Consider the following 11,925-nt stretch of genomic DNA (forward strand, 5'->3'; position numbering starts at 1 on the left):
ACTAAGCAGTCGGTAAAGCTTGTCTAACATTTATTTTTCACATACAAACATAGTGGGGAGCAAGCCAAAATGACAGATTTAAACAACAAAGTAGCCATCGTCACAGGGGGCGGAAAAGGAATCGGCGCAGCGATTTCAATGGAGTTAGCAAGGAATGGGGTAAAAGTTGTTATTAATTATAACACCAGCATAGGATCGGCAGAAAAGCTTATCATGGATATTAAAGAAATCGGCGGAGATGCTTATGCCGTGCAGGCAGATGTTTCAAATTTAGAGGAGTCTAAAAAATTAACAGAAGAAGCGATTGATCATTTCGGCAGAATAGATATCCTAGTAAATAATGCAGGAATTACAAGAGACAGCACCTTCAAAAAACTCAGTGAAGAAGACTGGAGAACCGTCATTGACGTGAATTTAACCAGCGTTTACAATACGACATCCGCTGCCCTGTCTTACCTTCTTGAATCAGATGCAGGACGAATCATCAACATTTCCTCTATTATCGGACAGGCTGGAGGCTTTGGGCAAACAAACTATTCTGCAGCAAAAGCAGGAATGATTGGTTACACAAAATCGCTTGCACTTGAGCTTGCCAAAAGCAATGTAACCGTTAATGCGATTTGCCCTGGATTTATTGACACAGAGATGGTTCAAGAAATTCCGGAAAATGTCCGGGAAAAAATTGTTGCTAAAATTCCACAGCGACGTTTTGGCCAGCCGGATGAAATTGCACGCGGAATCATTTATCTATGCAAAGATGGTGAATATATCACAGGTCAGCAGTTAAATATTAACGGCGGATTATACATGTAGTCTATCTTTTTATCAATTGAATATACTTTACAATTCTGACTGCTATGAAAGGTGTGAGTCACAATGATCAGCACGGCTTCAAAAGAATGGAAACAGTTTTCAGAAATGATGCCAGATGAGTTCAAACATTATTATTCCCGCTTAAAAAGAGCAACCGAAGTGTTAACAAAAGATTCCGAGCCTGAAGTGGGCCCAACACCAAAAGAAGTCATTTGGACAAAAAACAAAGCAACGTTATACCGATACACATCCGATCAGCCGAAAAAGCATAAAGTTCCTCTCCTTTTGGTTTATGCTCTTATTAATAAACCCTATATCTTAGATTTAACAAGAGGAAACAGTTTTGTTGAATATATGGTTAATCGCGGTTTTGACGTGTATCTCCTTGACTGGGGTACACCAGGTTACGAAGATAAAAATATGAAACTGGATGACTACATTATGGACTACATTCCGCGTGCCGTTCGTAAAGTATTGCGTTCATCTAAGGCGGCTGAAGTTTCAATCCTTGGTTACTGCATGGGCGGAACAATGACATCCGTTTTTGCTGCTCTTCATCCTGAATTGCCGGTTCGCAACTTTGTTTTTATGACAAGCCCATTTGATTTTAAAGAAACAGGCTTATATGGTTCTTTCCTTGATGGTCGATATTTCGACATCGACAAAGTCGTCGATACATTGGGTCTTATTCCACCCGAGATGATCGATTTCGGAAACAAAATGTTAAAACCTGCAACCAATTTTTATGGACCTTATGTTAGTCTTGTTGATCGCGCAGACAACGAAGATTTTATAAAAAACTGGAAACTTATGCAAAAATGGGTAGGAGATGGCGTTCCCTTCCCCGGTGAAGCCTATCGTCAGTGGATCAGGGATTTCTACCAACAAAACAAGCTTATTAAAGGGGAACTCGTCATTCGCGGCCGTAAGGTTAATTTAAAAAACATTACCGCAAATGTTCTCAACTTATCAGGTGAAAGAGACCATATTGCACAACCGCATCAAGTAGAAGCGTTAATGAACGCCATATCCAGCAAAGATAAAAGGTACGTTACTCTGCCTACAGGTCATGTGTCTATCACATTTGGACCTAAAGCCGTAAAACAAACCTATCCAACCATTGGCGACTGGTTGGAAGAACGTTCAAATTAAACTGTTAGCTCAGAAGAAAGAGTAGCCGTCGCTTCTTTCTACTGTTCTCGGAAACGCCCTCTCTTGGGCGTTTTTTTTATTTCTGGATATGAAAGTACTATGGGGTGATTTGTCCAGCTCCAGTGCCTAGCCCGAGTCTTTAGGTCATAAGCCGTTCATCCAGAGAAAGGAAAGACCGCCTTTCTCCGGATGACCGTCTTGCCTTAGGCTGTTCAAGGCGCTTGCGCTTTTCTTATTTGTCATTTTTATATTTTAAATTGTTTGTTAGCGCTTTCAATATCAGGTAACAGATATCCTTGTAACATGCAGCGAGTCGAGATATTAGAAAAGTGCTCACTTTAGAATTGTCGTTTGTTTTTAAATAAAAGAACTTCATTTCATGCACAGGTATCTATAAAATCCGTAACATGCCGGTTGAAAAGATCCTTCTTTTCGATGTTACTTAAGTGTCCAGTGTTTTTCAATAGGACGGTTTTTGAGTGCCTTATAAAAGGCTTCATAAGATATAAGTTATAGGAAGGCGTGACTTTGTCATGTGTACTTCCGATTAGAAGAACAGGTTTTCTTATGGTAGGAAGGACGGAAAAATAATTGAGCCCGACTGGAGCTTTCGCTGATTCAATGTATGTGTCTCGAATATAAAATGCATTTCTTGCTTCCTCTTTATAGACTTTATCATATAGACCCCTCATCACAATATGTTCAACCAGCTCTTGGTTGCCTTTCCGAAGAAGCTCATATGATTGATTGATAATATTATTGGCGAATATAGATGGTATATACGAGGTTGTGTTAGCCAGGATTAACCCCTTTACCATATCTGGACGCTGCTTGTATAGTTCCTGAGCCACAATTCCACCCAATGACAATCCACAAATGAAAGCTGATGGGATATTTAGGTTTTCCAACAGCTTTATGATGTCCAATGCGAAATTCTTAACAGTAAGGTCCTCATTGATTACCGTTTCCCCATGACCTCTCATGTCTGGGATAATTAACCTATACCTATTTGCTAAATCATGTTGTGGCAGCCAAGCTTCCTTCTTACTGCCAAGTCCGTGTATGAGAACAACTGGAGTCCCTGTACCAAGATCGTTGTATGATAACATGATCAACTACCTCTCTATTATTCCCCCATTGATCAAACCCCATAAAATTATTAATTACATACCTTTTTTCAATGCTGGACGTTGTAATATTGACAGTATGAACAAAAGTAAGTGCTATTAAACATTCCGATTGTTCAAGACATTTTTGCCAACATTAACTCGTTTGTTTTTAGAGGGAACTTAAAAATCAAAATGCAAACCAAATGTTTTCAGGGGTGGCAGGAGTTTATTAAAAAGATTCAAAGAGAAGCAACAATTAGATTTTTATTATTATATGCTTCCATTTTATTTATGAGACAAAATGAGATGATGAAAGATACTCTCCTTTTGCCTTTTTTAGAATGCAAAAATGGATCAAATTGTTGATCTGTTGAAAAAGGTATCTATTCTTAGGGTCAATTAGGAAAAACTTCAGCTCTCAAAACGAACTTTTATTCAAAAAGGGCAGAAAAATTATTGCTGTCAACAAAGGATCCTGGAGATTATTTTTTAAACAAACTATTTCAACAGTACATTTTTCACTGCTGGCCCCACAATTCCATCAACAGCCAGACCCTTTGCTTTTTGAATTTGTTTCACTGCTTCTTCTGTTGCCGGTCCAAAAATTCCATCTGTCCCTTTTGTGGAAAAACCTTAGCGGTCAGTTTCTGCTACTGCCTTCCCCCTTTCAAGTCCTTCCTCATAATTGCATGAATATACATAATCCTTTCATGTATTAAAATACATTAATTCGCATTAGTATACACTATTAAGAACACTTAGATTGCCTTCTAAGCGGTTTTTATAGAAAATCCAGTGGAGCCCATTGGCAAAAAAATTATGTATGACCGAGGGGTTAAAGGAGTCGGCAAAATAATTTAAATCCTTCGAGTAAACTTGGGCAATTTTTGTAAGGAGTTCTTCTTTTCACACGAAGACCCCTGCCTTGAGCGGGGGTCTTCATCATTTATTTTAAGATAGCTTTTTTTGTTTCAGGGCCAACTGCTCCATCAACTGTAAGATGCTTTGCTTTCTGAAAGCTTTTTACTGCTTTTTCAGTTTTTGCCCCGAATATTCCATCAGTGCCCTTCGTATCATACCCTAGAGCTGTAAGCTTTTGCTGAAGCTCTTTTACTGCAGGGCCTTTGCTGCCCTTTTTCAGTGTTCCGCTGCTTGCAAGTGAAGATCCTCCAGGGGATGGCTTTTCAGGACTTGCTGCGTTAAGTGCCTTCCATGTTGCAGAACTGACAATTCCATCCGAAACCAGACCGCGGCTTTTTTGAAAATTGCGGACGGCTTTTTCTGTCGCGGAACCGAAAATACCATCAATTTTGCCAGTGCTAAATCCAAGACTTGTTAATTTCCGCTGTAAATCCGCGACTGAATTGCCTCTGCTGCCCCTTTTCAACATTTCACCGCTTGAACTTGAGTCTCCGCCCGTTTTTACATTATATCCATTAGACTTTGCAATCGAATCAAACGATTTGGAAGAAGTCGTTATGATAACTGGCGTGTTGAGGGGAACTTGATTATAGAGCCACTCCACTTCGTTATCATACATTCTCACACATCCGCTGCTTACATATCCGCCAATTGAACTTGGATTATTGTTTCCATGGATGCCATAGGTTGTACCCCATGTACCTCGGGCATTCAGCCCCATCCATCTGTTCCCGAGAGGATTACGGGGATCACCGCCTGGAATGTGCTCCTTGTAATAAGGTCTGTTTACGATTTTTTGTACAATTTTAAATTTACCTTCCGGTGTCAGTGACTGGTTTCTTCCTGTACCAACCTTGAAGACTCTTTTTTGCTGGCTGTTTTCGTAATAAGCAAGCTTGTTTACTGCCTTATTAATAACGATAAACTTGCCGGATGCTGCTGACGCCCCGTGTACTCCTGTCCAGAAGAGCAGAAGGAAAATACTGCTGAAAAGGATAAGACATTTCTTTAACAAAAACCTCAACCCCCGTTTAGATGTTTTTCAAACATTTATATGTATGCAATTACCGAAGAAACGATTTCCATTTGCACCAAATAATTAGATGGAATTGGTTAAAAATGATTTTCTTTAAAATTTACCGTCGTTATTTGTTAAAAAAGGAAGTTTCAAAAGAAATTTGCTGATAAAAGAGGATAAATTTTGGAGTGGTTTTAGCAGGAAAATAGCATGCTTTCTAAAATAATAAGCACAAAGGCACGTTTTCCTGAAAAAAATGAAAAAGGTGGTTGAGGAATATGAGTACAGAGTTCACTTTACAGCAAATTGCCGAAGGTATCCCAAAATCAGTTTTAAATGCTTCCGATAGAGATCTAGAAGGGTTTCAAAAGATTATCGAAGAAACAATCAAACTAAGAGAAGGCCATAAAAATTTGCAAAAAATGATTAAAAGCTATTCTACTTCTGTGATTCAGCGTTCTTAATAGACTATTAGCTGTAAACCTGTTTTTTACAGACTTCCACTTTGCTTGTGCATTCTTCTCCTTCATTTAAAACGCAGACCTAAATTCTTAATGCCTATCTTTTCACAAAAATCAAACTATTTGTTATGATCAAACTGCAAGACAGATTAATTTTTAGGTTCAGTTAAAACTAAAATAACCGGTTTGCTTACTTAAAAGGAGGAGAAGAAATGACTGCACTTAAATTGGATAAGGTACATAGCGATGTCAACTTCCAGATCAAACATATGATGGTTTCAAAATCAAAAGGTTCTTTTACAAACTTTGATGTTGAGTTTAATGGCGATTTAAACAATCTTGAGGCATCTGATGTAAAAGTAACCATTGATGCAGCCTCTATTAACACAGGCAATGCAGACCGTGACGGTCATTTGAAATCTGGAGATTTCTTTGAAACTGAGAAATATCCTAATATGACATTTGTGAGCAAATCCATTAGAAAATTAACAGATGAGGAATACGAAGTTACAGGTGACTTTACAATAAAAGACGTCACAAAAACAGAAACACTTAAAGCGGAATACAACGGAACATCCAAAAACCCTATGGATGGCAGCACGGTTACCGGCTTTGATGTAGAAGGAAAAATAAATCGTGAAGATTACAACCTGACATGGAACGCAGCTCTGGAAACAGGTGGTGTTCTAGTAGGGAAGGAAGTTAAATTTACTTGTAACTTTGAGTTTGTTGTAGAGGAATAGAATTCAATATATAAAGAAGCGCTTCCCTTTGAAGGGAGCGCTTCTTTTAAATTATATTCGCTATCTTTTGTTGAATAAATAGAGAGCCACTGCGATCAGTAAAAGTGCGGTAATCCGCTTCCAGTCAATTAAAATCTGCTTGCCCCCAAAAACGTTAAAGTGATCAATCAGGGTGCTTGCTACCATCTGTCCTGCTATAGAAGCCAATAAAGCAGAACCGACACCAATTTTCGGAACAACAAGTACCATCGTAAAGACATAAACAGCCCCAAGCAAACCGCCCAGCAGCTGCCATTTCGGCACAGTCAGAACCGACATAATGCTATTTCCTTTGCCCATAAAAATAGTGGATAAAAGCAGAACCAAAGTGCCAATAGCAAAAGAAACAAAAGCCCCTTCGACAGAACCTATTTTTTTCCCAAGAGCACCATTAACCCCAGCCTGAAGGGACATCAATACTCCCGCAACAACCGTTAACACTACAAATAACCAGTTCATTTTGTTCCTCCCGCTATTAAACTATCAATAATAACCTGAATTATATTTTACAACTATTTTGGATTTAAATGGACGAATTTGCTTCAAGCATAAACTTCCATTGACTGTATAAGATAGAACTATTATACTATCAAAGTATTGATCACTTAACTGCACAAAAGCATAAAAGCGTTCAAGTAAAAAAGACTCAGCAATTATTTTCTTTTATTCAGGAAGGCAGGAAAAGCATGGAACAAGAACAAAAGCTAAAAAAAGGGCTTTTACCGAGGCATGTCCAATTTATTGCCCTCGCAGGTATGATAGGAACAGGAATTTTCAAAGGCAGTTCTGATACACTTAGTCTTGCTGGACCAAGTGTGATCTTTGCATACTTAATGGGAGGGCTGCTTCTCTTTATCGTAATGGCCGCTCTTGCAGAAATGGCTATTGTTTACCCGAATATCAACGTGCAGAATCTGATTTCGAAGGCATTCGGCACGCAGGTTTCCTTTATTGTCGGATGGCTCTATTGGATTAATTGGCTGATTGTAACCATCGTAGAACTGCTTGCAGCAGGAAGCTTTCTTCAATTTTGGTTTAACGGAGCTCCGCTTTGGCTCTTAACGTTAATTTGTACTATTTTTATCATTGGTATTAATTTGATTCAAGTAAAATATTATGGTGAATTTGAGTTCTATTTTGCGGGCATTAAAATTATTACGCTGACTGTCTTTATCATTTTAGGCTTGTGCATTCTTTTCGGCATAATTCCAAGTCCAATCCATGAACCTTTTTCCAACTATACAGCCCATGGAGGATTCTTTCCTAATGGAGCTGGAGGTATGCTCAGTGCTTTTCTGGTTGTTACGTTCTCCTACGGGGGAGCAGAACTGATCGGAGTTGCTGTAACGGAGACGAAGGATGCAAAAAAAGTCTTGCCGAAAGTCATTAAAGGCACAGTGATCAGAGTTATTCTTTTCTATATACTGCCTATCTTCATCATTTGCGGCCTTATTCCATGGGATAAAGTTTCAGGACAGGATAGCCCCTTTGTTCAGGTTTTTACCATTACAGGACTGCCAGGTGCTGCCCAAATTATGAACTTTGTATTATTAACAGCCGTTTTGTCAGCTGCTAATTCAGGAATCTTTGCAACTTCCAGAACACTTTATTCAATGGCAAACAATGCGGAAGCTCCTAAAAAACTTGCTAAAGTGACAAAACTAGGAATTCCTGTCAACGGAATTTTATTAACAGCTGTTTGTCTGACAATTGGCGTTTTTCTTGCTTATAAAACACCAGGCGAAGTCATCAGCTATTTAATGACAATTCCAGGTTTTACCATTATTTTATTATGGATAAGCATTTGTCTTGCCCAGCTTAAGCTTAGAAAAAACTATTCGGAAGAACCTTTTTTTAAAGTAAAATGGGCACCCTACACAACAATTGCTGCAAGCCTCGCACTCTTCATTATCTTTATTTCTTTTGTTTTTAATAAAGATAATCTCATTGGAACAACCGTATGTCTGATTATTTTGGCTGTGCTGATTTCCTTTTCTTTCTTGTACCGGAAAAAGAATAACAGCCTTTCATAGAAAAAAGGAGCTGACTCTGATCAGCTCCTTTTTTGCGTTTATATTTTAAAATAAGGACTGTTCAGTCCTCTTATAAACATGCCGTAATCAATCACTACTATGTCATTTTCTTCTGATAAGGCGACGTTTGCCAGCCGCAAATCGATCGGGATAATTCCGTTCATTAAGAATTTTACTTCCAGCTCAACTAATGTCCTTACATGCAAAAGTGTAAGCGGGACTTTGCGGCACATCTTTTTCATGATAATCCAGCCATGACCTGATTCTATAACCTTACAGAGATTCGGCTTAACATGCCTATTGCAGCTTTTATATATTTGAGCTTCTGTTTCATTACTTTTATAACCCCACTCAGAAAGCGCTACTTTCAGGACAGTCCCATTATTCAAGTCATATACAATACGGTTGAAACCATTTCCAATAACAGGATATTCCAGTTTCAATACTTGTTTGGAAACTTGAAGCTTTTGATGAATAAGCCGATGCTGTCCCATTTGTGCAATCCAGGCGTGAATCGAGCTGATTTGTTTAGTCGTAAGAATCCTGCTCTGATCATTTTGCTGCTTCGGGCTGTTTTGCTGAATTCGTCTTCTGTATTCCTCTTCTTCATTCACAGGGTACATTCCAGACGTCCCTCGCCTTCTGCCATTAAATACTATAGTATATTTTTGTTTTGGGAAGTTGGCAGGGCTGATCCTAGACCATACTGGAGGCTTGCTTGCCAGGTAGATACAAGTATCAGTGAAAAAAATCGATTTCAATAAAATTTCCTTGTCTCTATAACGAAATAAAGCTGACTCGCAAATACGGCTAAAGAACGGAATATCGCAAGTCAGCCGCTTCAAAAAGCTGATATCATTACTTCCCCTTTATTCAGGAATGCTCTTCAGCTTCTTGGCAATCTCAATAAATTGTTTCAGCTGGTTGCTGATTCTTTCTTCAAGGTCTGCTTCATTGATCGGCTCAAGCGGGCTGGTTTTATCAATCTGTGGATCTGTCAGGTATACGCCTCTCAAAATGGTTTGGGCATGCAGTGCTGCAAGCAATGGCTTAAAGGAATAGTCAATTGCAAGCAAGTGTGCCTGGCTGCCTCCGATCATTAATGGTTTTTCTTTAAGGGCATCCCGGGGCAAGAGATCAAGCAAGGTTTTTAATACGCCGGAATAGGCCGCTTTGTAGACTGGTGAAGCAATGATTACACCATCTGCCTTTTGGATGCTTTCAGCAATTTCCCTTACAGTTGGATGATCGTATTCTGCCTGAACCAGCACCTTCGGATCCACATCAAGAACTGAAATTCCTCTCACTGTATGGCCATCGCGTTCCAATTTATTCTTTAAATGATTTAATACAATTGTTGACCTGGATTCAAAATAGAAGGGCTTCCTGAAATAGTAACAATTTCACTCATCTGCCTCTTCCCCTTTTGCGAAATTAGCATTTCTTGGTATAGCTGCCTTATGACAGTAAGCTAATTGGTGAACGATCCTTTGGCTGAAGTAATCTTCTGAGAAATGTCTATGCGCTGATTTTTCAATTCAATTGCTTTTTCTTGAAGCTTTTCTTTTTCATAACGGTCAAGCTGCTGTCTTAATTGACCATAAATAGCCAGCAATTGTTCATTAATCTGATCAAATCTCTTCCATAATTTCTGTTCATGTTGCTCTTCCAATTCTTTGATGACGAACTGATCTGCCAGATAAAGCTTTTCTAAAATCTCTTCCTGCCACTTTTCATCCCCTGTATTTTTAGCATGTAAGTACAGATCCAGATAATCATTTGTCCAAGCTTCTTTCGTTTGTCTGAAGTTTTTCACTGTATTGACCTCCTATGAATATAAGAAAAAACCTCTTCATAAGAAGAGGTTTTCTATTCAGAAAGGTCCTCCCCTTATCTTCCAGAGCATGCGCTCTGATGGATTTAGCACCATTCAGTCTTAAGACTGTGGTTGCTGAGGCTTCATAGGGCCAGTCCCTCCGCCTCTCTGGATAAGAGATTTTAACGTTTTTAAGTTATATGAAATTTTACGCAGTTTATTCCAAGATGTCAATACATTTATGCCATTTTTTCTTTCATTTCCCTCATCATGTTCATCATCATCGTTGTCATTTCATCTGATTCCTGCATTTTTTTCATCATCATGTCCATGTCCATTTCACTCATCATGTCCATTTCTTTCATCTTTTCCATCATCATGCTCATCGTTCTCATTTTGCCGAGCATGTCTTCCATCATTGTCATCATCATCATATTCATCATCATTTTGTCCATGTTCATCTTCCTCTCAAAAAGTGATCAGAATCGTCCATTTACAAGGTTCCCTTAATAGGGAATTTTAAACATATGAGGTGAGCAGCTTCTTCATTCAATGCTTGCTGAAAGGGAAGAAATGAAGACTTTATAAACGGAGATTTTTTCATCTGCAATGGTGATGCTGTTCCTTACTGTTCAACGAAGTTCAATGCAAGTTCTTTTATAGAAGGTCCTTCTCATGAACTGAAAGTGAATGGGCTGGCAATGCAAGCAAAGGTCTTAGCTCCTGCTGCCACTGAAACAAAGATTGCCCAGCATTCAATTTTAGATATGGATGATTTTTAATACGGGGTTGCTGAAGTACCATACTGCAAAAGAAATGCTTAAGTCATGCTTGATCTTCATGATAGTGAAAAGGTTGTTGGGATTGTCGACGTGGAAACCTATGAATTCCAATTGAAAAATCCTATTTATCCTAATGTAACAAGGTCAGTTACAAGAGAGTAGGACAAACAGACCTGTAGCATAGATAGTTAGCTGCAGGAATTTTCTTTTTAAAAAAATTTCCCGTTTCCGGTATATTTCTCCTAAAAGAGGGTATTAATCCATGGAAGAATTAAACGTTGAGGGAGAATAGGAAAATGAGTATAGCGATTATTCAAGTGAAAGAACCGCTTACGGAAGAAAAGATTAATATGATAGAGTCCAGGCTTTCTCAGACAAATGGAATTGAAAGAGCGTTAATAGATGTGAAAACAGGCAGTATCCGAGTTGAATATGACGGGCTGAAAATTGTACCTGAACTCATGATGGAAGCATTAAGCAAGCACGGGCTGGAATCGGAGGAACTTCAAAACGTTTAAGGCTCTACACTTAAATTTTGTTGCATTTTTCTCTATATAAGACAATTCCGAACAAGTAGCGAGCCGCGAATTGTAAGAAAAGATGCCGCGAAACTAATTTTATACTTTTTATAATCACATATGAATAGCAGCAATATTTTGTGAAAACAAGCCATGTATAACCAAAGTGCCGCCTTTAAAAGGCGGCCGTTTTTATTTGAAAGATCTTCCCTTTAGCTGCTCTAATTCTGGTTTTTCAGTATATCTTTCCTTAAATGATTCATACTAGAAACCAGAATAGGAAAGGAGTGTTCCTCCAATGAATTTTCAGGAAGATGAAGTTCAGTTAGACGAACATGGTAATTACATTGTTCCTCCAGCTAAAATGAAAGAAGTACTTGATTATGTTACCCAGTTAAATAACAAAGTAGATGAAATGCGAGTCAGCATGGAGGAAAAAATTTCTTATTTGGAAAATGGTACTGACTGGCAGACGATAAGCAGAAAAGCTTTAATGAAAAGGAATTACCGGAAATAAGGA

14 protein-coding genes, 1 pseudogene and 1 riboswitch are annotated in these 11,925 nt (G+C 38.5%); of the genes and pseudogenes, 7 read left to right on the forward strand and 8 right to left on the reverse strand.

Annotation, left to right across the window (positions count from 1 at the left end; all coding sequences use genetic code 11):
- Window positions 1–69 precede the first annotated feature (69 nt).
- Together ACOT8F_RS09565 and phaC are read left to right on the forward strand one after the other, a co-directional pair.
- Window positions 70–813 (forward strand): 3-oxoacyl-ACP reductase, encoded by a 744-nt coding sequence (locus tag ACOT8F_RS09565; RefSeq protein ID WP_421651540.1) that lies wholly within the window; start codon window positions 70–72, stop codon window positions 811–813.
- Window positions 814–918: 105 nt separating this feature from the next.
- Window positions 919–1,965, forward strand: a complete 1,047-nt coding sequence (phaC, locus tag ACOT8F_RS09570) for a class III poly(R)-hydroxyalkanoic acid synthase subunit PhaC (protein WP_421651928.1) — start codon at window positions 919–921, stop codon at window positions 1,963–1,965.
- Window positions 1,966–2,342: 377 nt separating this feature from the next.
- Here the strand turns inward: phaC and ACOT8F_RS09575 are convergent, their stop codons facing one another.
- From ACOT8F_RS09575 to ACOT8F_RS09585, 3 genes and pseudogenes are all read right to left on the reverse strand, one after another.
- Complete coding sequence (locus ACOT8F_RS09575) at window positions 2,343–3,074, reverse strand: alpha/beta fold hydrolase (protein ID WP_421651541.1); 732 nt, start codon at window positions 3,072–3,074, stop codon at window positions 2,343–2,345.
- A gap of 498 nt (window positions 3,075–3,572) precedes the next feature.
- Window positions 3,573–3,695, reverse strand: a pseudogene (locus ACOT8F_RS09580) (peptidoglycan-binding domain-containing protein); the annotation flags it as partial.
- Between the two features lie 325 nt (window positions 3,696–4,020).
- Window positions 4,021–5,010: a L,D-transpeptidase family protein gene (locus tag ACOT8F_RS09585; RefSeq protein WP_421651543.1), complete on the reverse strand. Its 990-nt coding sequence runs from the start codon at window positions 5,008–5,010 to the stop codon at window positions 4,021–4,023.
- Between the two features lie 281 nt (window positions 5,011–5,291).
- On the opposite strand from ACOT8F_RS09585, the gene ACOT8F_RS09590 reads away from it, so the two are divergent.
- Complete coding sequence (locus tag ACOT8F_RS09590) at window positions 5,292–5,477, forward strand: hypothetical protein (RefSeq protein ID WP_421651544.1); 186 nt, start codon at window positions 5,292–5,294, stop codon at window positions 5,475–5,477.
- A 209-nt stretch (window positions 5,478–5,686) separates the two neighbouring features.
- Entirely contained in the window at window positions 5,687–6,217 is a 531-nt protein-coding gene (locus ACOT8F_RS09595) for a YceI family protein (protein WP_421651546.1), read from the forward strand.
- A 60-nt stretch (window positions 6,218–6,277) separates the two neighbouring features.
- Here the strand turns inward: ACOT8F_RS09595 and ACOT8F_RS09600 are convergent, their stop codons facing one another.
- Window positions 6,278–6,715, reverse strand: a complete 438-nt coding sequence (locus tag ACOT8F_RS09600) for a DMT family transporter (protein WP_421651548.1) — start codon at window positions 6,713–6,715, stop codon at window positions 6,278–6,280.
- A 227-nt stretch (window positions 6,716–6,942) separates the two neighbouring features.
- Between ACOT8F_RS09600 and ACOT8F_RS09605 the strand changes: the two genes are divergently transcribed.
- Window positions 6,943–8,289: an amino acid permease gene (locus ACOT8F_RS09605; protein WP_421651549.1), complete on the forward strand. Its 1,347-nt coding sequence runs from the start codon at window positions 6,943–6,945 to the stop codon at window positions 8,287–8,289.
- A gap of 38 nt (window positions 8,290–8,327) precedes the next feature.
- Here ACOT8F_RS09605 and ACOT8F_RS09610 read toward each other — a convergent pair whose 3' ends face one another.
- From ACOT8F_RS09610 to ACOT8F_RS09625, 4 genes are all read right to left on the reverse strand, one after another.
- Window positions 8,328–8,912, reverse strand: coding sequence for a hypothetical protein (locus ACOT8F_RS09610; RefSeq protein WP_421651551.1), 585 nt, complete (start codon window positions 8,910–8,912; stop codon window positions 8,328–8,330).
- 246 nt (window positions 8,913–9,158) lie between these two features.
- Window positions 9,159–9,617 (reverse strand): NAD(P)H-dependent oxidoreductase, encoded by a 459-nt coding sequence (locus ACOT8F_RS09615; RefSeq protein ID WP_421651552.1) that lies wholly within the window; start codon window positions 9,615–9,617, stop codon window positions 9,159–9,161.
- A 143-nt stretch (window positions 9,618–9,760) separates the two neighbouring features.
- Window positions 9,761–10,105, reverse strand: a complete 345-nt coding sequence (locus tag ACOT8F_RS09620) for a hypothetical protein (protein ID WP_421651553.1) — start codon at window positions 10,103–10,105, stop codon at window positions 9,761–9,763.
- Window positions 10,106–10,176: 71 nt separating this feature from the next.
- A riboswitch (SAM riboswitch) is annotated at window positions 10,177–10,284 on the reverse strand.
- 60 nt (window positions 10,285–10,344) lie between these two features.
- Complete coding sequence (locus ACOT8F_RS09625) at window positions 10,345–10,560, reverse strand: hypothetical protein (protein WP_421651555.1); 216 nt, start codon at window positions 10,558–10,560, stop codon at window positions 10,345–10,347.
- A gap of 623 nt (window positions 10,561–11,183) precedes the next feature.
- On the opposite strand from ACOT8F_RS09625, the gene ACOT8F_RS09630 reads away from it, so the two are divergent.
- Together ACOT8F_RS09630 and ACOT8F_RS09635 are read left to right on the forward strand one after the other, a co-directional pair.
- Window positions 11,184–11,405, forward strand: coding sequence for a hypothetical protein (locus ACOT8F_RS09630; RefSeq protein WP_421651557.1), 222 nt, complete (start codon window positions 11,184–11,186; stop codon window positions 11,403–11,405).
- Window positions 11,406–11,703: 298 nt separating this feature from the next.
- Window positions 11,704–11,922 (forward strand): hypothetical protein, encoded by a 219-nt coding sequence (locus tag ACOT8F_RS09635; RefSeq protein ID WP_421651559.1) that lies wholly within the window; start codon window positions 11,704–11,706, stop codon window positions 11,920–11,922.
- Window positions 11,923–11,925 lie beyond the last annotated feature (3 nt).

Origin of the sequence: Chryseobacillus diguaensis (genome assembly GCF_049220665.1) — a bacterium.
GTDB lineage: Bacteria > Bacillota > Bacilli > Bacillales > Bacillaceae > Metabacillus_B.